This is a genomic window from Streptomyces sp. NBC_00237, assembly GCF_026342435.1.
GTDB lineage: Bacteria > Actinomycetota > Actinomycetes > Streptomycetales > Streptomycetaceae > Streptomyces.
This window is the reverse complement of the sequence record NZ_JAPEMT010000003.1, coordinates 103883-128951: the sequence shown is the minus strand read 5'-3', so window position 1 is coordinate 128951 and position 25069 is coordinate 103883. Positions and strand designations below refer to the sequence as shown.

20 protein-coding genes are annotated in these 25069 nt (G+C 72.7%); 7 read left to right on the top strand and 13 right to left on the bottom strand.

The window, feature by feature from the left end:
- Positions 1–52: 52 nt before the first annotated feature.
- Positions 53–634, bottom strand: a complete 582-nt coding sequence (locus OG897_RS27460) for a Type-2Aa cytolytic delta-endotoxin (RefSeq protein ID WP_266660744.1) — start codon at positions 632–634, stop codon at positions 53–55.
- A gap of 95 nt (positions 635–729) precedes the next feature.
- Entirely contained in the window at positions 730–1950 is a 1221-nt protein-coding gene (locus OG897_RS27455; RefSeq protein ID WP_266660743.1) for a PLP-dependent aminotransferase family protein, read from the bottom strand.
- A 215-nt stretch (positions 1951–2165) separates the two neighbouring features.
- Between OG897_RS27455 and OG897_RS27450 the strand changes: the two genes are divergently transcribed.
- The 3 genes from OG897_RS27450 to OG897_RS27440 all read left to right on the top strand — a co-directional run bounded on the left by OG897_RS27450 (position 2166) and on the right by OG897_RS27440 (position 5670).
- Positions 2166–3521, top strand: a complete 1356-nt coding sequence (locus tag OG897_RS27450; protein WP_266660742.1) for an MFS transporter — start codon at positions 2166–2168, stop codon at positions 3519–3521.
- Between the two features lie 269 nt (positions 3522–3790).
- The gene (locus OG897_RS27445) at positions 3791–4972 is read left to right on the top strand and encodes a sensor histidine kinase (protein WP_266660741.1); all 1182 of its coding nucleotides are present in this window, start codon (positions 3791–3793) and stop codon (positions 4970–4972) included.
- On the top strand, positions 4969–5670 hold the full coding sequence (locus OG897_RS27440) for a response regulator transcription factor (RefSeq protein ID WP_266660740.1): 702 nt from the start codon (positions 4969–4971) through the stop codon (positions 5668–5670). The genes OG897_RS27445 and OG897_RS27440 overlap by 4 nt, the downstream gene beginning before the upstream one ends.
- Before the next feature lie 16 nt (positions 5671–5686).
- Here the strand turns inward: OG897_RS27440 and OG897_RS27435 are convergent, their stop codons facing one another.
- The 4 genes from OG897_RS27435 to OG897_RS27420 all read right to left on the bottom strand — a co-directional run bounded on the left by OG897_RS27435 (position 5687) and on the right by OG897_RS27420 (position 10270).
- Positions 5687–6082: an STAS domain-containing protein gene (locus OG897_RS27435; protein WP_266660739.1), complete on the bottom strand. Its 396-nt coding sequence runs from the start codon at positions 6080–6082 to the stop codon at positions 5687–5689.
- A gap of 46 nt (positions 6083–6128) precedes the next feature.
- Entirely contained in the window at positions 6129–7319 is a 1191-nt protein-coding gene (locus tag OG897_RS27430) for a B12-binding domain-containing protein (protein ID WP_266660737.1), read from the bottom strand.
- A 58-nt stretch (positions 7320–7377) separates the two neighbouring features.
- A complete protein-coding gene (locus OG897_RS27425; protein WP_266660735.1) occupies positions 7378–8991 on the bottom strand; it encodes a PP2C family protein-serine/threonine phosphatase in 1614 nt (537 codons plus the stop codon).
- A 400-nt stretch (positions 8992–9391) separates the two neighbouring features.
- Positions 9392–10270 (bottom strand): hypothetical protein, encoded by an 879-nt coding sequence (locus tag OG897_RS27420; RefSeq protein WP_266660734.1) that lies wholly within the window; start codon positions 10268–10270, stop codon positions 9392–9394.
- 141 nt (positions 10271–10411) lie between these two features.
- Between OG897_RS27420 and OG897_RS27415 the strand changes: the two genes are divergently transcribed.
- The 3 genes from OG897_RS27415 to rox all read left to right on the top strand — a co-directional run bounded on the left by OG897_RS27415 (position 10412) and on the right by rox (position 12940).
- Complete coding sequence (locus OG897_RS27415; protein WP_266660733.1) at positions 10412–10990, top strand: TetR/AcrR family transcriptional regulator; 579 nt, start codon at positions 10412–10414, stop codon at positions 10988–10990.
- A 31-nt stretch (positions 10991–11021) separates the two neighbouring features.
- Complete coding sequence (locus OG897_RS27410) at positions 11022–11381, top strand: hypothetical protein (protein WP_266660732.1); 360 nt, start codon at positions 11022–11024, stop codon at positions 11379–11381.
- A 110-nt stretch (positions 11382–11491) separates the two neighbouring features.
- Complete coding sequence (rox, locus tag OG897_RS27405; protein WP_266660730.1) at positions 11492–12940, top strand: rifampin monooxygenase; 1449 nt, start codon at positions 11492–11494, stop codon at positions 12938–12940.
- Between the two features lie 601 nt (positions 12941–13541).
- Here the strand turns inward: rox and OG897_RS27400 are convergent.
- On the bottom strand, positions 13542–14969 hold the full coding sequence (locus tag OG897_RS27400; protein ID WP_266660729.1) for a S41 family peptidase: 1428 nt from the start codon (positions 14967–14969) through the stop codon (positions 13542–13544).
- A 360-nt stretch (positions 14970–15329) separates the two neighbouring features.
- Here OG897_RS27400 and OG897_RS27395 point away from each other — a divergent pair, with 360 nt between their 5' ends.
- A complete protein-coding gene (locus OG897_RS27395) occupies positions 15330–16604 on the top strand; it encodes an aminotransferase class I/II-fold pyridoxal phosphate-dependent enzyme (RefSeq protein WP_266660728.1) in 1275 nt (424 codons plus the stop codon).
- 52 nt (positions 16605–16656) lie between these two features.
- Here the strand turns inward: OG897_RS27395 and OG897_RS27390 are convergent, their stop codons facing one another.
- The 6 genes from OG897_RS27390 to OG897_RS27365 all read right to left on the bottom strand — a co-directional run bounded on the left by OG897_RS27390 (position 16657) and on the right by OG897_RS27365 (position 24925).
- On the bottom strand, positions 16657–17034 hold the full coding sequence (locus OG897_RS27390; RefSeq protein WP_266660727.1) for a hypothetical protein: 378 nt from the start codon (positions 17032–17034) through the stop codon (positions 16657–16659).
- Between the two features lie 167 nt (positions 17035–17201).
- Positions 17202–17582 (bottom strand): hypothetical protein, encoded by a 381-nt coding sequence (locus OG897_RS27385; RefSeq protein WP_266660726.1) that lies wholly within the window; start codon positions 17580–17582, stop codon positions 17202–17204.
- A 190-nt stretch (positions 17583–17772) separates the two neighbouring features.
- Entirely contained in the window at positions 17773–18798 is a 1026-nt protein-coding gene (locus OG897_RS27380; RefSeq protein WP_266660725.1) for an ImpB/MucB/SamB family protein, read from the bottom strand.
- Positions 18795–22307 (bottom strand): DNA polymerase III subunit alpha, encoded by a 3513-nt coding sequence (locus OG897_RS27375; protein ID WP_266660724.1) that lies wholly within the window; start codon positions 22305–22307, stop codon positions 18795–18797. The genes OG897_RS27380 and OG897_RS27375 overlap by 4 nt, the downstream gene beginning before the upstream one ends.
- Positions 22308–22563: 256 nt before the next feature.
- Entirely contained in the window at positions 22564–23031 is a 468-nt protein-coding gene (locus OG897_RS27370) for a nuclear transport factor 2 family protein (protein ID WP_266660723.1), read from the bottom strand.
- A 238-nt stretch (positions 23032–23269) separates the two neighbouring features.
- Positions 23270–24925, bottom strand: coding sequence for a CocE/NonD family hydrolase (locus tag OG897_RS27365; RefSeq protein ID WP_266662449.1), 1656 nt, complete (start codon positions 24923–24925; stop codon positions 23270–23272).
- Between the last annotated feature and the right edge of the window lie 144 nt (positions 24926–25069).

Here is a 25069-nt window from a genome sequence, read left to right as displayed (position 1 = left end):
CGGGACGGCGGGACGGTGGGACGGTGGAGGGGAAGCAGTGGGAGAGGGGAGGTCAGGCGGTGGTCGATGCCGTCAGGGCGAGGGGTTGGCGGACCACGATCGCGTTCAGGCGGATGCGGTACGGCGCGATGTCCGTGAGGGACAGCGCGCCGACGCCCGCCTTGTCGAGGCCCACGCTCACGTCGATGCAGAAGGCGATCCCGTACAGGTCCTCGCCGCCCTGGAGCGCGAAGAAGAGGTCGCGGTAGTAGCCGGTGCGGTCAGGGGCCTCCTCGTAGTACGCGAGTCCCGGCGCGCCCTCCTGCGCGGCGAGCCCGGTGAAGGCGGACTCCAACTCCCGCTCGACCGTGGGCCAGAACGACGCGTCGGCGAACTCCGGCGGGAGGGCCTGCCGTACGGCCTCCTTGAGGGAGAGGGCCATCACCGCGACGGGTGCGGTCTCCTGGAGACCCCAGCCCCGCACGAGCTTCACGGTCGAGCTGTCGGGGATCGCGGCGGCGGCCTCCCGGATGTGGCCGAAGTCGAAGTTGACGGTCGCGGGCGCGATGGCGGCCTGGAAGAGGCGGTCCATGGCCTCGGCCTGGCCCAGGTGTTCGGGGGCGACGTCCATGACGGTCCTGAAGGTTGCGGTCATCCCTGTCGTTCTCCTCGTGAAGGCACTTCATAGGGTGGTCGGAGCGGGGCCAGTATGCCCCGCCCCCCGCCTCCACCCCCGCGCCCCGCGCCCCCTCAGGCCCCCAGCGCCTCCCGCAGCCTCTCCAGCCCCACCCCGATCTCCTTCGGCGTGTGCGTCGTGAACGACATCCGCAGCGTCGCCGCGTCCGGACGCCCCGCGTAGAAGGGCGCCCCCGGCACGTACGCCACCTTGTGCTCGACCGCCTTCGGCAGCAGCGCCGCCGCGTCGAGGCCGTCGGGCAGCCGGGCCCACAGGAACATCCCGCCCTCGGGGTGGTTCCACGTACTGCCCGCCGGGAGGGCCGACGCGAGGCCCGCGAGAAGCGCGTCCCTGCGCACCCGGTACGCGTCGCGCACGATTTCCAGGTGCAGGTCCAGATCGCTGTCGGCGAGGTAGCGGGCGGCCGCCGCCTGGTCGAGGGTGGAGGTGTGCAGGTCGGCGGCCTGCTTGGCGATCACGCAGGCGCGCCGGAGTGCCTCGGGCCCGCGCAGCCAGCCGAGCCGCAGGCCGGGAGCCATCACCTTGGAGAAGCTGCTGAGGAGGACAGTGCGGTCCTCGCCGCCAGGACAGCCGGAGATCCACGGCACGCTCTCGCCGCCGAACCGCAGTTCGCCGTACGGATCGTCCTCGACCACCCACAGCCCGCGCCGCGCGGCGATCTCGGCGACGGCGCGGCGGCGGGCGAGCGGGAGCGTACGGCCGGTGGGGTTCTGGAAGTTGGGGACGAGGTAGAGGAGCTTGGGGTTCTCGGCGGCGACGAGCGCGTCCAGGGCGTCGGGGAGGATGCCGTCCTCGTCGGTGGGGACCGGCACGGTACGGACGCCCGCGAGGCCGAAGCACTGGAGGGCGGCGAGGTAGGTCGGGTCCTCGACGAGGACGGTGTCGCCGGGCTCCAGCAGGGCGGAGGCCAGCAGCGAGAGGCCCTGTTGCGAGCCCGTGGTGATCAGGAGGTCCCCGGCCTCGGTGGGCAGGCCGCGCGTGGTGAGCCGGGCGGCCACCGAGGCGCGCAGGGCCGGGTCGCCCTCGGTGGTCGAGTACTGGAGGACCCGGTGCGGGGACTCGCTCAGCACCGCGTCGTACGCCCGGCGGATGCCCTCGGAGTCGAAGAGTTCGGGCGCGGGGAGGCCGCCCGCGAAGCTGATGACCTCGGGGGCTTCGGTGAGCGCCAGGATCTCCCGGACGGGCGAGCCGCCGACGGACGCGGTCCGGGAGGAGAGGGCGGGAACGGGCGCGGGGGCGGGGACGCTGCTGCCGCTGCGGGCTGTGGTGGTCATGTCCACGGACTCTACGAAGCCCGACTGCCGTGTCCCAGAGGGGGCCCGGGGATTTCGGCGTACCGGCCCCGGGAAGCACGGCCCGACCCCGGCCCCCGCACGCGCCTGCCCTGCGCCTGACGTGCGCTTGCCGTACGCGTGACGTGCGTGTGACGTGCGCGGACACGCTTTATGATCAGCCCCTCTCCCCCACCCGGCCCCCACTTGGAGCAGCAGTGAAGACAGGCGATCACATCGTCCAGGAACTCCCGTGGAAGTGGGGCGTCCAGGGAAAGATCTTCGTCATCGGCGGCCTCGGCTACCTCTTCGACGCGTACGACATCGCCCTCAACGGCTTCCTGATGCCCCTGGTCGGCAAGGAGTTCGACCTCACCCTCGCCCAGCGCGGCCTGGTCGCGACCGCGAACCTCGTCGGCATGGCGGTCGGCGCGATCGCCTGGGGGTCGGTGGCCGACCGGATCGGCCGCAAGAAGGCGTTCAGCGTGACGCTGCTGATCTTCGCGGTGTTCTCGGTGCTCGGCGCGCTCTCGCCGACGTACTGGATCTTCCTGGTCCTGCGCTTCCTCGCCGGGATCGGCCTCGGCGGCTGCATCCCCGTGGACTACGCGCTGGTCAGCGAGTTCTCGCCGCGCAAGTACCGGGGGCGGATCCTCACCGCGCTCGACCTGTGGTGGCCGATCGGCGTCACCCTGTGCGGGCTCGTCTCGACGGCGATGCTGCCGCTGGACGGGAACTGGCGCTGGATGCTCTTCACGATGACGCTGCCCGCGCTGCTGCTGTTCTGGGTGCGGCGCGGGGTTCCCGAGTCGCCGGTCTACCTGTCGGGGAAGGGGCGCGAGACCCAGGCGCGGGCGGTCATCGACGACCTCGTGGCCCGTACCGGCGCGCCCGTCGAGCCGTACGGGATCCCGGATGCGCCGACCGCTCCCCGTACCCGCGGACTCGCCGCGGCGGCCGAACAGCTGCGCCTGATCTGGTCGTTCAGCCCGCGCGTCACCTCGGCGGTCTGGGCGATGTTCGCGACGGTCCTGCTGGTCTACTACGCGGCGCTGAGCTGGATGCCGTCGATCCTCAAGGCGGAGGGGCAGGCCGACACGGCGGCCTTCACCGGCACGACGCTGATGGCCGGGCTCGGCATCCTGGGCGTGCTCGTGTCCACCGCCCTGGTGGACGTCGTCGGGCGGAAGTGGCTGATCGGCGTGAGCGCGCCGCTGGCCACGGCGGCGCTGGTGGTCTTCGCGCTCGTACGGGACCAGGGAACCGCCGCACTGGTGGCGATCGGCGCGTTCGGCTTCCTGATCCAGCTGGCGATCCCGGCGCTGTACGCGTACGCCTCCGAGCTCTATCCGACCTCGCTGCGGGCCAGCGGCTTCGGCTGGGCGTCCTCGGTGAGCCGCTCGCTGACCGGGTTCGCGCCGCTGCTGTTCGGGTCGGTGCTGTGGCCGGTGCTCGGACTGCCGTGGACCTTCGGCGTCCTCGCCGTGGCCGTGCTGCTGGCGATGGGGTGGATGGCGGTGGCGGCCCCGGAGACGAAGGGGCGGGCGCTGGAGGGCGAGCTAGCCGGGGTGTGACTCTCGAAGGCGGGGCGCGGAACGGGACGGCGGCCCGCCCCCTCCCCCGATGGTGAGGACGGACCGTCGTGGCCCTGTCGGGTACGCCGGGTCGCGTCGACCGGGGGCGTACCGCCGTGGATGAAGTTACGGACGGTACGGCCGCGCGGCGTCCCACGAGGGGTTGATCTCCGTCTCCACCGAACGTGGCAGTTCCGGCCCCTCCTACAACCTCCGTGGTATGCCGCCCGGTTGACGTGCCCCCACAACGGCCCGATTACGCTGCGACGATGCACCGGTTCCGCCCTCCTCGCGCCGACCTCCTGCTCGCCCTCGCGCAGACCACCGTGGCCGTGCTGCTCGGGCAGGAGTCCGTCGCGCAGGGGCGGCCCGCGCTCGACCTCCTCGGGTACGCGCTGATCGGTCTGGTCAACCTGCCGGGCGCGTTCCGCACCCGGGCGCCGGTCGCCGTCTGCCTTCTCGTGCACGCGGCGTGGATCGTCTTCATCACGGCCGGGTACTGGCCGGTCGCCAACAGCTTCGGCCCCATGCTCGCCGTCTACACCGTCGCGTCGCTGCGCCCGCTGCGGGCGTCCGCGGCCTGCACCGTGCTGATGGGTGCGATATGGGTGTACGCCGGTCTCCTCGACCCCCGCTCGTCGATGCCCGCCGTCGTCGCGCAGGCCCTGGTGTGGCCCGCGGCGCTGTGGCGGTTCGGGGTGGTGGCTCGCAGGTCGGCGAAGCTGGCGCGCAGGCTGCGGGCGGAGCAGGAGGAGCGGGCCCGCCGGGAGGTCGGCGAGGAACGCGGGCGGATCGCACGGGAGTTGCACGACGTCGTCGCCCACCACATGTCGGTGATCTCCGTGCAGTCGGGGCTCGCGCAGTTCGTCTTCGAGTCCGACCCACCGACCGCGCGCGCCGCGCTGGCCACCATCGCGGGCACCAGCGCGGAGGCCATGGAGGAGATGCGCCGGATGCTGCGGCTGCTGCGCGCACCGGACGAACGGGACGGCGTCGGCGTGCCGGACGCCCCGATGCCGGGGCTCGCGCGGCTCGCGGAGATGGTCGAGCGGGTACGGGCCGGAGGCGTGCCGGTGGAGCTGCGGGTGTCCGGGGCGGAGCGTCCGCTGGCGCCCGGGGTGGAGCTGTGCGCGTACCGGGTGGTGCAGGAGGCGCTCACGAACGTACTGAAGCACGCGCCGGGAGCGCCCACCGTCGTGGAACTGCGGTACGGCGTCCACCAGGTGACGGTGTCGGTCACGAACGCGGATCCGGCCACCGGAGAAGGGGCAATTCCAGCCAGAGTACCGAGCGGAACCGGCCACGGCTTGATCGGAATGCGGGAGCGGGCGAAGCTCTACGGCGGAACGATCAGCATCGGCCCGCACGGCGGCGCAGGCGGTTACGAGGTCCGCCTCGACCTGCCTACCTCGCCCCGGGCCGTACGACCGGAGGACGACCGGACCCGATGAGTGCTCAGGAGGCGACGAGGGTCCTCGTCGTCGACGACCAGTTCCTGATCCGCGCCGGGCTGGTGGGACTGCTGCGTGCCGCCCCCGGCTTCGACGTCGTGGGCGAGGCCGCCGACGGCGCGGAGGCCGTCGAACTCGCCGCCGCACTGCGCCCGGACGTCGTCCTCATGGACATCCGGATGCCCGGGATGAGCGGCATCGTGGCGACGGCCAGGATCCTGGCGGAGGCCGGGGACCCGCCGCCCCGGATCCTCATCCTGACGACCTTCGATCTCGACGAGTACGTGTACGGGGCGCTGCGCGCGGGCGCTTCCGGCTTCCTCCTGAAGGACTCGGGGCCCGAACGGCTGCTGGCGGCGGTGAACGCGGTGCGGGGCGGGGACTCGCTCTTCGCGCCGAGCGTCACCCGGCGGCTGGTCGAGTCCTTCGCCGTACGAACGGAGAACCACGAGACCCAGGCCGCCCTGCCCCCTGAACTACCGCCGGATCTGGACCAGTTGACGGGCCGCGAGGTGGAGGTGCTGCGGATGGCCGCGCGCGGACTGTCGAACGCGGACATCGCGGAGCTGCTGTTCATCAGCGGCGCGACGGTCAAGACGCACCTCAACCGGGCGATGACGAAACTGAACCTGGCAAGCCGGGCGCAGGTGGTGGTGATGGCGTACGAGACGGGGCTGGTGCGGCCGGGCGGTGCGTGACCGTCTCCCCCGGCTCTCAGTGCGTCTCGGACGTCGGCTCCGTCCCGCGTCCGGTGAAGTGCTCCAGGGTGCCGGTGATCTGGAGCAGCCGCTCCAGGGCCGGCGTACGGGCGTCTAGGTGCAGACGGGCTCCGGCGGCGGCGGTGGCGCGGTGGACCATGAGCAGGACCGACAGGCCCATGGAGTCGACCGCCGCCACGTCGGCGCAGTCCAGCCGGAGTTCGCGCAGCCCGGGGCGGTCGGCGAGCTGTTCGCGTACGGCGGTCAGGAGGCGGTCGGCGTGGTCGTAGTCGAGGTCGCCGTGCAGTTCGAGGCGTACGGTTCCGTCGTCTCGGGGAACGGCCTGCACGTGCAGCGGATGCGGACGGATCCGGCGGGTCGGCGGGATCGGGCGCGGGGGCATCGTCGTCATGCGGGCTTTCCGGGGCCGGAGGTGATGGGGGGAACGGCAGCGCTCGTCACATGGCCTTGAGGGCGTCCGTGGCGAGGGTCAGGAAGCGGCCGGCGCGAGGGAAGTCCCGCAGTTCCCCGCCGAGGATGTCGAGTGCGGGGCACAGGGAGTCGGCGGGGACGCCGCGCGCAACGAGGATGCCCGCGGTCCACCGGAGGAAGCCGGTGAAGAGATCGGGGTCGTCGGTGTAGAGCGCGGTGGCGAGGAAGCTCACGATGTGGGCGAGGTCCTCCGCGGTGTGCTCGCGCTGCCGCTCGGTGTACGCGCGCATGTCCGGGTGGCGCTCTTCGAGGCCGACGAAGGCGGCCTTGACCAGTTCGGCATGGGTGCGGGCGACCATCGTGTACTCCTGGTCGGCCAGGTGCGGGAGGTCGTCCAGGGGCTGGTGCGCGTGCGGCGGGCCCGGCAGCCGGTCGGCGTCGAGGAGGTCGGCGGCGGAGCGGGCGTCGGGGGCCCAGGCGTCGGCTCCGAGCAGGCGCGCGTACCGGCCGTCCGGCCCGAAGGCCGCCCCGCCGACCAGTACGGGCACGCCCGTGGCCTGGCAGGCGGTGATGGTGGCGTGGGCGGTGGGCAGCCGGGTGGCGATGGAGCTGGAGAGGGCCACCACCTGGGTGGCCGACCGGTGCAGATGGCCGATCAGGTGCGGGGTGGGGACCTGCGCGCCGAGGTAGTCGACCTGCCAGCCGCGCAGTTTCAGCACTTCGGCGAGTATGCGGGCGGGCAGGGCGTGCCACTCGCCGTCGACGCAGGCGACCGCGATGCGGCCCTTGGCGGGGGCGGACGCGGGGGTTCCGGACGCGGGGGCTCCGGACGGGGTGCGCCGGGCTGCCGTGCGCCGCACCGCCGTGTGCTGGGCGAGAGCGGCGACCGCGCGGTCGTTGATGGCGGTGGCGGTGTGCTCCTGGGCCACGGTCATGCGGTTGGCGGCCCATTCGACACCGACCTTCGCCTGTACGGGGGCGATGACCTCCAGCAGCACGTCCTCGGCGGGCAGCCCGTCGTCGAGGGCGTCCAGGACGGTGTCGGTGGCCTCGTACTCGTCGCCCGCGCCGACGGCTTCCCACAACCGGTCGGCGTAGACGGCCGGGGCGCGGGAATCGGCGTGGCCGGGCGGCGCGGCGGGGCCCGTACCGGGGAAGCCGGCGCCTGCGAGGGTGCCGGGGCCGCTGGGGCGGTCGGGAGCTGTGTGCGGGCTCATGCGCTGAGCCTGCCCCGAGAACGCCCGTTCACCGGACCTCACCGGACTTCACCGGACTTCACCGGACGGACCTCTCCCGCCGTCGAACCGCTCGCGGCGCCGAGATGACCAGGACCGCCATGTCGTCGTGGCGACCGCCGCCCACCCACTGCGACGCCAGCATCTGCACCCGCTCGACGACGGCCGTCGCGGGCATGCCCGCGCAGTCGGCCAGCGCCGCCTTCAGCCGGTCCTCACCGAACATGGCGTCGCCCAGCGGTCCGCCCCGCGCCTCGGTGATGCCGTCCGTGTAGAGCACGCAGCTCTCGCCAGGAGCCAGCGTCGCCTGCACCGTCCGCGTCGGCACCCGGGGCATCGCCCCGACCAGCGTGCCGCTCGTGTCGGCCTCCTCGACCCGCCCGTCGGCCCGTACGAGCAGGGGCGCGGCGTGTCCGGCGCTGCTGAGCCGCAGCCGTACGCGATCCTCGTCGCGCACCGCCGAGGCCAGCACCAGGGTGGCGAAGCGGGCGTGGTGGGAGTTGAGCAGCGCCCCGTTGAGGAGGTCGATGACGCGCTGGTGGTCGTCGGCCAGCGGGAGCAGGGCGTGCAGGGTGTTGCGGATCTTGCCGGTGAGCACGGCCGCGTCGAGGCCCTTGCCGCACACGTCGCCGAGCACCGCGAGGGACGCCTCGCCGTCGGCGGCGGCCGGGTGGACGTCGTAGAAGTCGCCGCCGACCCGCTCGGTGTCCTGCGACGGCCGGTAGCCACCGGCGAACTCCATGCCCGCGACCTGGTGCAGGACCGGCGGGAGCAGTTCCCGCATCAGGGTCTCGGTGATGGCGGACTGCTCCGCGTACAGCCGGGCGGCCGACATCGAGGCCCCGGCGCGCGACGCGAACAGCCGGGCGAAGACCTCCTCCTCCTCGCTGAACGCGCTGGACTCCCGCTCCCCGGCACGCCGCAGCAGGATGAGCGCGCCCGCCGGGACCCCGTGTCCCGGCAGCGGCGTCACGACGATCGAACCGACCTCGCCGAAACCGTCCGGAACCACCCAGTCGGGGGCGGCGGCCGGGTCGATCCACCGCGAGGGAACCGGCGGGAAGCCCTGCAGCGCCTCGCCGAGCCCCGGCACGTCGTGCGGGTCGGCGGTCCTGAGCGAGCGCACCGGGCTGCCGCCCCTGACGCACGCCACGGCGGGCAGCCGGTGCCCGCTGGCCGGGGCGACCACGAGAGCCGCGTCGGCCAGGTGCTCGGCGGCGAGCTGGGCGGTGGCGTCCATGCAGCGGTCCAGGTTGAGGGAGGAGAGCAGCCGGTCGGACGCCCGGGTGAGGAAGGCGGTGCGCTCGCGCTCCAGCCGCAGGGCCTCCCGGGCGAGCACCTGGTCGGTGTCGTCGACGAGCCACCACACGACGGTGCCTTCGTCGTCCGGCCGGGCGGGGTGCGCTTCGAAGGTACGGTCGCCGACCGGACCGCGTGCCGTCTCCGACCGCGTTGCGGTACGGCGCTGCCGGTGCGCGCGCAGGAGCCAGTCCGGAACCACTTCCGCGAGGGGACGCCCCGCGCACGGGCCCTTGGCCGTTGTCGCTGTGGCAGTCGCAGTCGCTGCTGCTGCCGTCGCTGCCGCTGCCGCTGTCGCGAAGAGGGCCTCGGCGGCTTCGTTGGCATGGCGGACCGTGTCCCGTCCGTCCACCACGAGTGCCGGATACGGCGCCGCGTGCCACGCCCGGCCGTCACCGCGAGAACCGTCTGGTCCGGTCGCGCGTGCCTGTTGGACACCCGCCTGCTGGGCACCCGCCTGCTGGGCACCCGCCTGCTGCGTAGTTGCTTGCCTGGAAGAAAGCGCCAAACGTAGAAGGCCCGCTGTGCGGGCCCCTCACCCCATCGAGTAGAGGAAGATTCCGAGGCCGAGAAAGGTTGCCTCACGACAACACTCCTCCATCGGCAACCTTTCTGGCAACCCGCCTCCTGTGAGGACTGGTGTCGACATGTGAAGGACTTCGGCCGATGATTCCTGATACCTCCCCCCCTTGCGGTCGACCGCACCTGTCACCCCGTCAGCATCATCTCGGCCTCCCCGCACGGACGTTGCCCCCTCACTCGTCCCCGTACTTCATCCCGATGCCGAGGGTGCTGCGCTCCGGGAGGAGTCCGGTGGCGACGATGTCGAGCACCAGGGGCAGGAGGAGTTCGGACAGGCGTGCGACCTCGTCGGGCGCGAGCGCGTTCCAGGGCGCGACGGCGAGTTCGTCGGTGAGGTGCTCGACGGCGGTGCGGACCCGGAGACCTTCGGCCGTGGCGGTGCCGTCGCCTTCCAGCAGACCACGCGCGGCGAGCCCTCGACCCGCCCCCGCCCACTCCTCCTCGCTCCACTGCCTGCTGCCGAACACCTCAGCGGGTGCGGCACCGACGGCCGCGTGCGAGACCAGCGCCTCGGCCGGTCCGATGCCGTGGGCCTGGAGGGCGGCGAGGTGGCCGTCGCCCCGGTGTTCGCGCAGGACGGTGGCGGCCTGCCAGAGGACCAGGTGCGGCGCGTCGGGCCAGGGCAGTGCGGCGTTGGCCGCGGCCATGGGCCGCCCGGCCGTGTCCGCCGCCTCGGCCGCGCGACGTGCGAGCTCCGCCGCCTCCCGGAGGTCCGGCGAACCGATCCGGTCGCCGAACAGCCTGCGCAGGGCCCGGTCCACGGCTTCGCTGCGGGCCACGAGCACCTGCTCGGGCGTCGCGATCCGCCAGGCCGGGGCGGCGTACCGCTCCACCATGCGCGGACTGAAGCTGTAGAAGAGCGCGTTCACCAGGCCGGGGCCCACCGCGCCGAGCGGCGCGGCGCGGTAGGCGAAATAGGCGGGCCAGCGCTCGTCGACGGCGTACCCGAGGCGTTCGGCCGCCTCGAAGGACTCCGCCGCGTAGTAGACGGTGGCGTGCACGGGCTCCAGCAGTTGCCACATCTGCCGGGCGGTGCTCGGACGGTGCGTCATCTCGGTTCTCCTTCGCTGCCACGGACTCACTGCTCTGCGAACGGCACCAACTTGCCACCGCCTAGATACAGTTCACCTCCCCGCCCCCATCTTGTCAATGCCTACTTGTCACTGCCAAGATCCAGGGGATAGCATCCACCCATGGCAGCAACACACACCTCGTACCACCACGGAGACCTGCGCCAGGCAGTCCTCCGCGCCGCCCTGGAGGTCATCGCGGGCGAAGGAGTCACCGGGATCAGCCTCCGTGACCTCGCCCGCCGCGCCGAGGTCTCGCACGCGGCACCCGCCCATCACTTCAAGGACAAGGCCGGCCTGCTCACCGCCATCGCGACCGAGGGCTTCGACCTGCTGGCCGCCGCGCTGGGCGAGGTCCCGGCGGACGCCCCGCACCGGCTGCGCGAAATGGGCGCACGGTACGTGGAGTTCGCCCTCTCCCACCCGGCGCACTTCGAGGTGATGTTCCAGCCCCGGCTGCTCCACGACGACGCTCCGGAACTCGTCGCCGCCAAGGCGCGCGCGTACGCTCCTCTGCGCTCCGGCGTCGAGGACCTCCCCGAATCCGGGCGCAACCCCGACGCCCGACGGGCGGGACTCGCCGCCTGGTCACTGGCCCACGGTTTCGCGACGCTGCAACTCGGCGGCAGCCTCCCGGAGCTGGACGCCGACCCGGCGACGACCTTCCGCAGCCTCGTCGCCGACGCCCCGCAGTTCCCGTAGCCCTCGCCCCACACTTCCCCGGAGAGCCGCCATGCCCGAACAATCCGCCACGTCGTGGTTCTCCGCGCGCACCGTCTACCGGCACCGCGATCTGAACACCTACGAGGAACGCATCACGCTCTGGCACGTCACCGACTCCGACGCCGCCATGGCCGCGGCCGAGCAGGAGGCCGCCGAGTACTGCGAGGGCCTCGACGGCACGGAGTACCTCGGCTTCGTCCAGACCTTCGCGCTCTTCAGCGACGAGGGTGCCCCCGGCATCGGCAGCGAGGTCTTCTCCCTGATGCGGGACAGCGAACTCGCCCCGGACGCCTATCTGGACAGGCACTTCGACACGGGCGGCGAACGCGCCGCGACGACGCTCGCGGCGAGGGACGGCTCGGAAGGGTGACGCACCGCACCTCCGGCACTCTCAACTTATAACCCACGGGGGGACTTGCCGCAAGGCCCCGATCATGACGCAGAATCGCCCATCTGACCTACCGAGAGACGGGGATTTCCTTGAGCGACACGATCGACGCGCACGACGTGATCATCGCGGGCGGCGGACCGACCGGTCTGATGCTGGCCGCCGAACTGCGCCTGCACGACGTACGGGTGGTCGTGCTGGAGCGGCTCACCGAGCCGACCACGCAGTCCCGGGGCCAGGGCCTGCACGCACGCAGCGTCGAGGTGATGGCTCAGCGCGGCCTGCTGGACGCCTTCCTCGCGGAGAGCGAGAAGTTCCAGGTGGGCGGCCTCTTCGGGGGGATCACCAAGCCGTGGCCCGAACAGCTGGACACGGCGCACCCGTTCGGCGTGGCCAGCCCTCAGCCAACCACCGAGAAGATACTCAACGCGCACGCCCTCGCTGTCGGCGTCGAGATACGACGCGGCTGCACGGTCACCGGTTTCGACCAGGACGCCGACGGAGTGACCGTCGAGCTCGCGGACGGTACGAAGCTGCGCTCGCGCTATCTCGTCGGGGCCGACGGCGGTCGCAGTACGGTGCGCAAGCTGGCCGGAATCGACTTCCCCGGCCTGGCCGCCACGGTGGAGACGATGCTGGGCGAGATGGAGCTGACCGCCGACGCGGAGACGGTCGCCGCAGCCGTCGCCGAAGTCAACAAGACGCAGCTGCGGTTCGCCGTCAGCCCCAGCGAGAACGGGCTGTGGCGCATCGTCGTGCCTGCCGACGGCGTGGCGGAGGACCGGACGGCCGAGCCGACGCTCGACGAGATGAAGAAACAGCTCCGGGCGTTCGCGGGCACCGACTTCGGTGTGCACTCGCCGCGTTGGCTGTCACGGTTCGGCGATGCCACCCGGCAGGCCGAGCGCTACCGGGACGGCCGCGTGTTCCTGGCGGGCGACGCCGCGCACATCCACCCGCCGACCGGCGGGCAGGGCCTGAACCTGGGCGTGCAGGACGCGTTCAACCTGGGCTGGAAGCTGGCCGCTGCGGTCAACGGGTGGGCGCCCGAGGCCCTCTTGGACACGTACGAGACCGAACGTCACCCGGTGGGCGCGCGCGTGCTCGACAACACCCGCGCGCAGATCACGCTACTCGGGGCCGACCCGGGGGCGACGGCGCTGCGCGAGATCTTCACGAAGCTGATGGACTTCGAAGAGGTGAACCGCTACATCACCGGCATGATCACGGCGGTCGACGTCCGCTACGACTTCGGCGAGGGCCACGCGCTGCTCGGCAGCCGGATGCGGGACCTGCGGCTGAAGCAGGGCACCTTGTACGACCTGATGCACACCGGCCGTGGCCTGCTGCTCGACCGTACGGACGGCCGGCTGTCGGTGGAGGGCTGGGCGGACCGGGTCGACCACGTCGTGGACGCGAGCGAGGAACTGGACGCACCGGCGGTGCTGCTGCGGCCGGACGGGCACGTGGCGTGGGTCGGCTCGTCCCCAGCGGACCTGCGCACGGCGCTGGAACGGTGGTTCGGTGCCACTGCCGCCTGACCTGTGAGGCTCCGCCGCGCGTACGCTCCCTTGCTCTTCGGGGCTGCGAAGCATGCCCCTTCAGGGGCGCGGGGAACTGCGCGCCCAGCCCCAACGCACCCGCACGTCCGACCCCCAAGCCTCGCGAGTTCAGGTGAAGGATGGGGTCTCCCCTGCTCGAACGAAGTTGAGAGCTTGGGGAAGGGTCTGGGGCGGCCCGCCGCAGGCGCACCGGGGTCCGGCGCACCTGATGGCGGAGGTAACGGCGGGCGGCTCCGGGGTGGGCCCGGAGCGAGGGTGCCGCCCCCTTGCCCGCCCGTTCCGCCCCCCGGGGGGCGGCCCCGCCACCCAAGGAGGCTAGGCGAAGGCGGAGGCCCCGCCGCCCAAGGGGGCTGGGGAAGCGGAGGGTGGTGCAGCCTCTGGGGTGTTGGGCGGAGCCCAAGGGGGCCAGGCGGTACCGCCCAGGGGGCTCACCGGAGGAGGCGGGGGCGCGGGTTGCTGCGAGGGCGGGATCGGCGGGGCGCTCTGCCCGCCCCGCGCGACGAGCCCCGCGTGGACGGCGTCGAGGACCAGGTCCAGGAGGCGCTCCGACTTTCGGCACAGAAGCGGGCGTCCGGCTCCGTCACCTGCCCCGGCGGCCCAGTTCGCGTGCGGCGCGCTTCAGGCCGGGGTCGCGGAGACGCGTCACGTCGGCCTCGGCGTAGACGGGTTCGCGGTGCGTGGGCGGGATTCCCGCACCGTCGTACGTCGTGCCGCGCGCGGTGAGGAACTTCTCGTTGGGGACCGTCAGCACCCATCCGTTCGGCAGATCCCGCTCCATGACGTCGGAGAAGACGCCCTGGGTGGGTTCGCCGATGCGGATCGGGGCCGGGGTGCGGGACATCAGGGCCTGGGTGAACGACTCGCCCGCGCTGATCGTGAGCGGGCCGCCGAGCACGGCGACGGGACCGGTGAACCTCGGCCCCTTCGCCGGGTGGACCCTGATGGCCTGGGGGGCCGTCCAACTGCCCTCATCAGCAGGGTCGTTGCGGGCGACCTTCGTGTACGCGGTGTACGTACGGTCCGTGAGCCGCGCGGCGACCTTGATGCCGAGGGCGTCCGAGCCGCCCCCGTTGGCGCGGAGGTCGACGACGAGGCCGCGCATGCCTCGCACCCGCTCGGCGGTGAAGATCTCGGCCAGTGCCCGGTCGAGCACCTCGGCGTCCGCATCCGCGTCCCAGTCCTTCCCGTATCCGGAGAAACCGGTGATACGGAGGTACCCGACACCGCGTTCCTTCAGATCGGCGTACTGGATCTTCCCTCCGGCGAACTGTTCTATCTCGGAGGCGAGTTGAGGCTTGCTGGCAGCCTCCACCCGGGCCAGGAACTTCTTCACGTCCTCGGGGTAAGGGGTGCCGGGCCGCATGTTCATGGTGCCGCGTTTGCCCGCGACGTCGCGGAGTTGGGTGTGCATGTCGTGCAGCGGCTCGATCATCTTGCTCAGGATCTCGAAGAGGCGGTCGCTGCTGGTGTTCTTGTGCACCTGGGGCCTGTACGTGGCGCGCATCGCGTCCCAGTCGACGCCCTTCGCCCGGAAGAAGGGATAGTTCTCCCGCAGGGTCGCCCAGAACACGTCGAAAGTGTGCACGGGGTCGGTGGAAGGCGTGCGCGTGCAGTCCGCCGGGAGCGCGGCGATGCGTTCCAGACGCCGTTCGCCGACCGAACCGGCGGACGCCAGGCGGATGTTGTCCTTCCCTGCCGTACGGAGTGTGAGCCCTCGCACCCCGGCCTCGTCACGGAACGGCACGCCACCCCCGGCCGGGGCCCGCCCGGCGGTGAGGCGGAGCCCTCCCGGCAGGCAGTCGGCGGCCGAGAACTCGTAACTCCGCAGCACTCCATGACGTACCGTCACATACTCCTGGTAGCCGTCACCGCGCCAGACCCCTTCCAGCGAGGCACCGTCCGTACCGCCCTTCGGGCTCGGCGCGCCCTGCGCCACCGCCCCCGTCGACACCACGGCCAGCACCACTGCCGCCGCCGCACACCATCGCCCCGTCGTACTTCCGAACATGCTTCGGCCCCCTCGTTCCACGGCACTTTCCTGACGTCTGTCCTGATCAGGCTCGCGCACGGTGCGGGTCGCCCACCATCCGGCGGGCTCCCTTCCGGAGCCGGGGGCTATCCCCACCTCGGTGGCCGGGGAGTCGTACGGGGCTCGCACAGGGTGCTCGGACTCCGCTCGCGCCCCCTGTCGCCGCCGCGCGTCCGGGCCCGCGACCTGCCCGGTCGGGGTTTCCGTCGGGCGCGGCGGGGCAGGCGGCCCGGCAGCCCGTGCTCGTACGACCCGCCCGCCGGTATAGCGTCGGCAGCACGGCACCCCACGCCATGGCACCCGTACCGCCTGCACCGCCCGAGAGGAACCACCGTACCCATGACCACCGAGATCAGCCCCGACAACCTCACCGGACTCCTGGACCTGGCCCGCCGGGACTACCGGGAACTCGCGGAACGGGGCCTCTCCCTCGACCTCACCCGGGGCAAGCCCTCCCCCGAGCAACTCGACCTCTCCGAGGACCTGTTCGGCCTGCCGGGCGGCCGGTACACGTCCGCCGACGGGACGGACGTACGGAACTACGGGGGTCTGCAGGGGCTGCCCGAGCTGCGGGAGATCTTCGCGGAGGTGCTCCAGGTCCCGGCGGCACAGCTCGTCGCGGCCGGGAACTCCAGCCTGGAGCTGATGCACGACGCCATCGTGCACGCGCTGCTCAGCGTGCTGCCCGGCGCGACGTCGCGGTGGGTGGACCAGGAGCGGATCGCGTTCCTGTGCCCGGTGCCCGGGTACGACCGGCACTTCGCGCTCTGCGAGCGGTTCGGCATCGACATGATTCCGGTGCCGATGACCGAGAGCGGGCCCGACATGGAGGCCGTCGAGCGGCTCGTCGCCGAGGACCCGGCGGTCAAGGGCATCTGGTGCGTTCCGAAGTACAGCAACCCGGACGGGGTCTGCTACAGCGACGAGACCGTCGAGCGGCTCGCGACGATGGCGACCGCCGCCCCCGACTTCCGGATCTTCTGGGACAACGCGTACGCGGCCCACCACCTCACCGACCGGCCCGTCGAGATCGCCGACCTGCTCGGCGCGTGCGAGCGGGCGGGCAACGCGGACCGGGCGTTCGTCTTCGGGTCCACCTCGAAGATCACCGCCGCCGGTGCCGGTGTGGCCTTCTTCGGAGCGTCCGCCGCGAACCTGAAGTGGCTCCTCTCCAACAACCAGAAGCGGTCGATCGGCCCGGACAAGGTGAACCAGCTCCGGCACGTCCTCTTCCTGCGCGACGCGGCCGGGCTGCGCGCCCACATGGAGCGCCATCGCGCCCTGCTCCAGCCGAAGTTCGAGGCCGTGGCCCGCATCCTGGAGGCCGGTCTCGGCGGCACCGGGCTCGCCACCTGGACCGCCCCCGAGGGCGGGTACTTCGTCACGCTCCAGGTGCCGGACGGGTGCGCGAAGGAGGTCGTGCGGCAGGCAGCGTCGGCCGGAATCGCGCTGACCCCGGCAGGGGCCACCCACCCGTACGGCGACGACCCGCGCGACGCGGTCATCCGCATCGCGCCGAGCTACCCGAACCTCGCGGAGCTGGAGCAGGCCGTCGAGGGACTCGCGGTGTGCGTGCGGTTGGTGGGGTACGAGAAGCAGGCCGTCCGAGGCTGAGGCCGGGAAGGGAGCCGGGAAGGGGCTTCTCGCCCGGCCCGGAGCCCCGGTCTCACCCTGGCTGACTCGCGGCGGGCGTCGGGCCGGCGCTCGCTGCGGGCACCGACGTGCACGCGAGGACGAAGACGTCCAGGTTGCCTTCGCCCACCGTGGCTTCGTGGCCGCGCAGCCGCCACGCGCCCGTGCATTCGGCTTCGTCGGGGATCGCCTTCTCCGGTGCGATCCCCTTCTCGATCTTCGCGTTGCGCAGCAGGAGGCCCTGGATGCGGCCCTTGCTCTCGGCGCGGGACCGCAGGACGTCGACGCGGTCGGGGTTCTCCAGGTCCGACCGTCCGGTCGGCTGCCGGGTGCCGTCGTACCCGGACCTGTCCACCGTGCATCCGGCCAGCGCCGTCACCGCCGCCGCGACCGCCGCCACGGAAAGAGCCACGCCGGTTCCCCGTATCCCCCGTATCCCCATGGAAGGGGAAGGTAGCAGGGGCGCACCGAACGCCCCAGTGCCTCAGCCCCGCCCCTTGCCCGCGGAAGCTCCCGGCAGCGTCGCGCGGAGCGGCCGGGAGCAGGGGGCCGAAATCGAGGGAGTCAGGAACCCCCTGGTCAGCCCTGGATCTGGTACGTCGGGCCCCCGTCGATCTTGAACGAGGCGGGCGTGGAGGCCCCGGCCGCGCAGGTGCGGTCGGTGGCGGTGGTCCGGTGGCCGTCCACGCTGGTGAAGGTGAGGGTCGAGGCATCGGCGTCATACGTGCCCTCGAAGGTCGCGCCGGACGCCTTCGCGATCCGGTACGTGCCGTCCTCCGCGAAGGAGACGGTGTCGGTCTTGTCGGCCTGCGCGTAGGAGGCGCCGGCGAAGTCGGTGGCGGCCGCGCCGCACCCGGCGGGGTGGGCGGGAACGGCGGATGCGGCCTGGGCGGCCGAGACGGGCAGGGCGGCGGCGAGGACCGTGCCGAGGGCGGCGGCGATCAGGGCGGTGCGGCGCATGGGGACTCCGTACATCGTTCACAGGGGGTGGGTGACCCCGCGCTCCCACGAGGGAGGCGGAGTGCCTTCCGGCCCTGAGCACCCTGCCGAGACCGCCCGCCCGCCGCATCCGACACGCGCCCCGCGCCCGCGCTTCTCCCCCGTACGGCCCCGTAAGGCCCCGGTGGCGGCGGCCTGGAAGGCCATTTCCTTACTGGCGTTCCACTCTGGCCAGCACGGCGGGATACACCGCTCCCGGCCCGAAGCGCCGACGGGCCCGGTCCGCGGCCTCCTCCACCGCGCGGGCGCGTTCGTCGCCGGGGTTCAGGGAGAGCTGGCGGTAGGCGCCGTCGGCCGGTGACAGGCCGTCGGCGCGCAGGGCGAAGGCCCGGACTCTGGCGCGTTGCAGTCCCAGACCGGCCAGCAGTGCCAGGGCGTCCGCGGTGAGGGCGGCGGAGTGTCCTGTGGGTTCGGCCGGAACGCGGGTGCGGGTGGTGGACGTGCGGTCGGCGTAGCGGACGGTGAGGGTGAGACGGCTGGTGACCTGGTGCTCGCCGCGCAGTCGCTGTCCGATGCGCTCGGCGAGTTCCAGTACGGCCCGGTGGTGCTGGGCCGGGTCCAGGCAGTCCCGGTCGAGTACGAGATCCGCCGTCAGATGGGCCGCCGGTTCCTTGGGCACCACCGGGCGGGGGTCCTGGCCCCGGGCGCGTTCGGCCAGCAGCCTCGCCTGGGCGACACCGAGGAGTCGTTGCAGGGTCCTCGCGGGGACGTCGGCGACCTGGCCGATGGTGTGCAGGCCGTACTTGGTGAGGACGTCCGCCGTGCTGCGGCCGACGCCCGGCAGGGCGGCGACCGGGCGGGGGCGCAGCCAGGCGGCGGCGCGTTCCCCGGTGACCTGGGTGGTGTCTCCGGGCGCCGACATGTCCGCCGCCATGGAGGCCAGCATGCGGTTGGGCGCGAGACCGGCGCTGGTGTCGATGCCGTGGTGGGCCTTCAGCCGCATCATCGCCAACTGGACGACGTCGTACGGCGACAGGCCGAAGTACCGCAGCGCCGACGTCAGGTCGAGCTGTACGGCTTGGGGCGGGACCGCGTGAACGTGGGGCGTGATGCCCGACAGCAGCTCGACGACGTCGTCGAGCCGGTCCTCACCGAGCGCGGCGTGCAGGTGGAGGTGGGCGATGTACCGCTGAGGTGCGGTCCGGGGTGTGGCCCGCGTGGTCGTGGAGGTGCTCATCCCGCGCTCCCCGGGCTCGTGTAGCCGAACTTCTTCAGGTCCGCCGAGCGGCTCCCGGCGGGCTGGAGGTCGGCGTACGGGTGCAGGCGGGCGCCGGCGGTGCCGTCGGTCAGGGTGCGCCGGGGCTGGGCGGGGGTCGGATGCGGGCGGTCGGCCCCGAGGAGGGTGAGGGCCGCCTCCGGGCCGTTGTCGCGGCGGGCGGCGGCGATCTTGTCCAGGTCCCAGGCCATGGTGCCGACGACCGTGCGGCGGGTGCCTCGGACCTGGACCGTGCCGCGGACCAGGAGTAGCCCGCTGTGGAAGACGGTGTACGCGCAGGCCGCGTGGGAGTCCTCGAAGAAGGCCAGGTCGACCAGGCCCGCGCCGTCCTCCAGGGTGACGAAGATGATCCGCTTGCCGCTGGCGATCGGCGGGGTCTGCGTGGAGGCCCGTACGCCCGCGACGAGGACCTGCTGCCCGGCGCGCAGCCCGGCCAGGTGCGTCGCGTCGGTGGCGCCGATCTCGCGCAGCAGCCGGTGGTGGTGCTCCATCAGGTGCCGGGAGACGTCGATGCCGAGCGTGTTCAGTTCCGCGCCCAGGGCCTCGCGTCCGGTCAGCTCCGGCAGGCCGCTCGGCTCCTCCCCGCCGACGGCTCTCGCGTCGAGGGAGAGCTGTCCGTCGCCCGCGGACCGGGTGCGGGACTGCCGGTGGAGTTCGGCGATCTGGAGCATCAGGTCGCGTCGGGTGAGGCGGCCGTCGTGGAGGCAGCCCAGGGCGCCGGTCTGCGCGAGGCGTTCGGCGACCGGGCGGCTGGGCCGGGCCCGCTGCCAGAAGTCCGACAGGGATGCGTACGGCTGGCCCTTCTCGATCCGTACGCACTCCTCCTCGCTCATTCCCCGTACGGCGTTCAGGGCGAGCCGCACGCCCCACCGCTCGCCGTCGGTCCGCTCGCCGTCGGTCCGCTCCACGGTGTGCTTCGCCCTGGAGTGGTTGACGTCGAGGGGCAGGACGGCGACCCCGTTGCGGCGGGCGTCGGCGACCAGGACGCGCTTGGGCCACATGCCGGGGTCGTGTTCGAGGAGCCCGGCGAGGAGGAAGGCCGGGTGGTGGGCCTTGAGCCAGGCGCTCTGGAGGGCGGGTACGGCGAAGGCGACCGCGTGCGCGCGGCAGAAGCCGTACGCGCCGAACGCCTCGACGGTCTTCCACACCTCGTCGCGCACGGCGGCGGCGTAACCGCGTGCGCGCGCCTCACGGTGGAACCAGTCCTTGATCCGGGGCAGCCGGTTCTTGTCGCCGAGGGCACGGCGGGCGATCTCGGCCATGGCGCGGTCGCAGCCGGTGAGCACCGACAGGGTCTCGATGATCTGCTCGTGCCAGATGGTCACGCCGTAGGTGTCGGCGAGCACCGGTTCCAGGTCCGGGTGGGCGTACGACGGCGTGCCGCCGTGGCGGGCGGCGATGTACCGCTCGGGCATGCCTCCGGCGACCGGTCCGGGGCGGAAGAGGCTGATGTCGGCGATGACGTCCTGCGGGTCGCGGGGCTGGAGGCGGGAGAGCAGGTCCTGCTGGCCCGGCGACTCCAGCTGGAACATGCCCAGGGTGTTGCTGTCCTGGATGAGCTTGAACGCGAAGACGTCGTCGAGCGGCACCTGCGACGGGTCGTCCAGGTCGACGCGGTCGCCGGTGACGCGTTCGATCTCGGTGACCGCGTGAGCCATCGAGGACAGCATCCGTACGCCCAGGACGTCGAGCTTGATGTTGCCCAGCGCCTCGATCTCCTCCTTCGCCGCCATCGCCATCGGATAGTCGCCCTGGGGGGTGGGCTGCACCGGCAGCCGGTCCAGGAGGGTCGCGTCGCTGATGACCACGCCGCAGGGGTGCATGGCCATGCCGTGCACCAGGGAGTCGAGCCCCTCGGCGAGTTCCCACAGCGGCCCGTACCGGTGGGCCTCGGCCGACAGCCGCTTCAGTTCCGGCAGTTCGGCGAGTGCGCCGGTGATGTCGCAGGCCCGCAGGTGGGGGAAGCTCTTGGCGATCCGGTCGACCTCGGCCGGTGCGATGCCCAGGGCCAGTCCCGTGTCGCGCAGGGCGCGGCGGGCCCGGTAGGTCTCGGGCATGGCGGTGACGGCCACTCGCTCCTTGCCGAAGCGGTCGAAGATCGCGTCGTAGCATTCGAGTCTTCTGCCGGACTCCACGTCGATGTCGATGTCGGGGAGCGACCCCCGGCGCACGCTCAGGAAGCGTTCGAACAGCAGACGGTGTTCGAGGGGGTTGGCGGTGGCGATGCCCAGCGCGTGGCAGACCAGCGACCCGGCGCCCGAGCCGCGGGCCGCGACCCGGATGCCCTTCCCCCGGATGTCGGCCACGACCTGGCCGACGGCGAGGAAGTACGAGTCGTAGCGCAGCCGGGAGATCACGGCCAGCTCCTCGTCGAGGCGCTCGCGGGCGACGGGGTCGCGGTCCAGGCCGCGTCGGGCCAGGCCCGCCTCGCTGCGGTGGCGCAGCAGCCGCGCGGCGCCGTCCGGTCCCGGGCGGGCTCCCAGCAGCCGGGGCTCGGGAAAGTGCGGTGTGCCGAGGCCCAGGTCGGCCTTGGTGTCCACCGCGCACCCGGCGGCCGTGGCGGCGGTGTCCGCCATCAGGCGCTCCGCCCGTCGGGGCGATGCCTCCGCGGATTCGGCGATCATGTGCGCGATGCGTGTCATCGCTCCTCCGTCCTTGAGCCAGCGCTGTCCGCTGTCCAGGTGGCGCCGGTCGATGGGCCGCAGCAGGCGTGCGGCGTCCAGGACGTCGGCGAGCCGGTGCTGCTCGGGGTCGGCGTAGCGGACCGCGTTCGACAGCACGGCCGTGGTGCGGGTGCGGTCGGCCAGGGCCAGCGTGCGGGCGGCCAGCCGGAGTGATCCAGGACCGGTGCCGGAACGTTTCTGCGCGACGGCTTCCAGGCGTACGCCCTCTCCGAAGATCTCCCGCCACGGGGCCAGCAGCTTCCTCGCCACGTCCTCCCTGCCCATGGACAGCGCCCGGACCGGCTCCGAGAGGGGGCCGAGCAGCACGGTCAGGCCGGGGCCGCCGTACGCGCGCAGCGCTTCCCACGGCACGACCGGCGCTCCGTTCGGGGCAGGGAAGTGGCCGTGGGCAGACGTTGCGGCATGCGCAGGGGCAGGGGCATGCGCATGGGCGGCCGAGGTGATGCGGCACAGCCGCGCCCACCCCGTCCGGTCCTGCGCCAGCAGGACGAAGCGCAGGGGCGGCTCGACCACGTGCGCACCGCCGCGCACCGGCGTACGGCGTCGCCGCGCGGAGGGCAGAGGCGCGAGGGCCTCCACCGCGAGGTCGATGCCGAAGAGCGGCCTGACCCCTTCGGCGGCGCAGGCCCGCGCGAACCGGACGGAGCCGGTGACCGTGTCCCGATCGGTGAGCGCGAGCGCCGGGACGCCCCGCTCAGCCGCCCGCCGGGCCAGTTGCTCGGGCTGGGAGGCGCCGTAGCGCATCGAGTAACCGGACGCGACGTGCAGGTGCGCGAAGCCCGCCATGCCGCACCTCCATCACTTTGCCCCCTTCTGTCCATCCGCCCGAGAGTCTTAATCGTACGTTCGTTCGATAACTGTAGCCCAGAGTTCGAACGCGCGATCGTTTTCGCTCTGTCGGTGATCACGGCGGAAGGAGTGCTGGGTGCAGGACGGAGCCCCGACACGGCAAAGCCATCGCGCCAACCCTCCCAGCGAGCTTCACTGCTCGGAGAGTTGTGCGATGGCTGCCCCGTGACCTGGGGTTATGAGGGGATCGCGATCAGCGGTCCGCGATGCGCTTCGACCTTTCGGCGGCCTCCTGGAGAGCCGCCCGCCGGTTCTCCACGAGCAGCCGGGTGGCGGCGGCGTGCTCGGCCGCCGCCGGGTCGGGGCGGGACGCGGCCTTCGCCAGGCCGGGTTCGACCGCCTCGCCAAGGTCGGCCAGGGCCCGGCTCAGGCTCAGCTCGCAGAACCCCGGCCGGTCGCCCGCGAAGACGGCCCGTACGTCCATCCGGGTGTCGGGGATCGCGGCCAGCCAGGAACGCACCCCGGCCTCAAGTCCGGCCCGCCCGTTCCACGCCGAGTCGAGGGGCACGTCCCGGGAGACGGCGTCGTCGGTGTATGAGGCGAGCCAGCCCTCCGCGTCCGCCCTGCTGATCGCGGCGAGGCAGTCACGGACGAGCTGTTCGTTGGCGTGCAGGCAGCTTCGGCCCCGGCGGGGCCGCCAGCCCCGCCCGCCAGGAGACACCCATGGCGGCTCCCGCCCCCAGGCCCGGCTCGACCCGCGCCCGCTCACCGACCCCCTCACCCAGGTCCCGTACAACAGCGCGACCCAGTACCACCTCCGCTACGGGACCGGCTCCACCCCGGAGCGCTTCGGCACCGCCTGCGCCTGACAGACCTTCGACGCGGGCGAGCGGGTCGCCCGGCTGACCGGCGTCACGGCCGAGTACCGGATCGGCGGGCGGCACGTCTGCCAGCCCCGGTCAGCGTACCGGCTCGCGCGGAAGCGATTCTTCACCCGGAGGCGGTACTTGGGGACGCGCTGGAGACGGAAGCGGCAGCTCCAGCACCGTCCCCGAGTGAAGCGTGAGGCGTACGGGGCGGAAGTCGACGGCGTCGAGCGGCAGGGCGTCCGTCCCGGACGACCGGGCGAAGCGCGGGTGTGCCCCGCCGCTGACCTGAAGCCGTATCCGGTGCCCGACGGCGAAGCGGTACGCCGTGGAGCTCATGGCCACGTCGACGGCGGCAGGCGCGTCCCCTTCCGTGCGTACGGCCGCGATGCCGTCGCACACGTTCACGGAACGCCCGTCCGCGTCGACGTCGCACAGCCGCGCGAAGAGGTCGGCGTGCCCGGTGTCGGTGGAGACGCGGACCCGCGCGAAGACCGCGCCGAGCACGTCGACGGCCCCGGTCAGCACCGGCCCGTCGAAAGTGAGGACGTCGTCGCGGGCTTCGAGGGCCTTCTGGTCGCGGGAGCCCCCACCGGGAGAGAGCAGCGGCCCGCCCACGGACGGGGTCGGGTCACTGGGGTCGTAGCGGAAGGAGACGAGGGGTTCGTCGCCCGTGGGGGCCTCCCCCAGGAGCCGCCCGCACGCGTCCGGGAACCACGAGCCGACCCGTATCCCTTCGCCCGGCCACCCGTCCAGGTCCAGCCACTCCCCGTCACCTCCACGGTGGATACGCACCGCACTGGGACGCAGAGTTGACGGATCGTCACAGAGGTGGGCCCGCAGCCAGGCGAGCGTTTCGGTGAAGACATCCGTCCACCCCTGCTGGAGGGCGGAGGTGTGGGTCCACGGGCCGACGAGCAGCGCGGCGTCGCAGCCCGCCTTCCGCAGCCGGGCGTACTGCGCGAGGGTCTGGTCGGCGAAGACGTCGTGCCAGCCCGCGACGAGGCTGGTCGGTACGGTGGCCCGCTCGGCCGCCTCGGCGAGATCGGCCCCGCTCCAGTACGGGTCGGCGGGGTCGGAGTGGGTCATCGCGTCGTCCAGCCAGGGGACCTGGCCGAGGGCGGGTTCGTAGGCCCGTCGGAGGGGGCGGGCGGAGACGATGCGGCGGACGTGGCGTTGGAGGCGCAGGGTGGCCCGCAGGAAGGGCACGACTCCCCGGTGCTGGTTCTCCACGCCCATGCTCGACGCCAAGGGACTCTCCAGGTGGAGGATGCCGTCGGTGTGGAAGAAGGCGTGGGGGTCGTGGAGGCCCACCTGGACAGCCATGGCCTTGAGCTCGGGCGGCGGGTCGAGGGCCAGGGCCCACTGGACGTACCCGAGATAGCTGGGTCCGGCCGTCCCCAACACCCCGTTGAACCAGTCCTGTTGGCGCAGCCAGGCGACGGTGGCCTGCCCGTCGGCGGGTTCGTTGCGCCAGTAGTGGAAGGTGCCGCCGGACCCGCCCGTCCCCCGGCAGCTCTGTACGACCACGTGGAAGCCCTGCTCGGCGAAGAGCACGCCGTACAGGGGCGACCAGGGAATCCCGCGTCCGTACGGCGAGCGGACGAGCAGGGTCGGGAACTCGCCCTCACCCCGGGGGAAGTAGTGGTCCGTCACCAGAGTCACGCCGTCGGTGGCCGGGACGGCGATTCCCGCCTCGAACCCGACCTCGTACCGGGCGGCGGGCAGCTTGCGCCAGGTGGCACGCATCAGCCGTGAGGCCAAGGGCACCTTCCCGCCCGTGGCGCTCCCGCTCTTCTCACGCGTCAGACCCATGGAACATCCCTCCCCTTATTTTCCGTACGTTGTACGAGAATAGCGGATGCTTGGATGGACCCCACCACGCCCACCCGA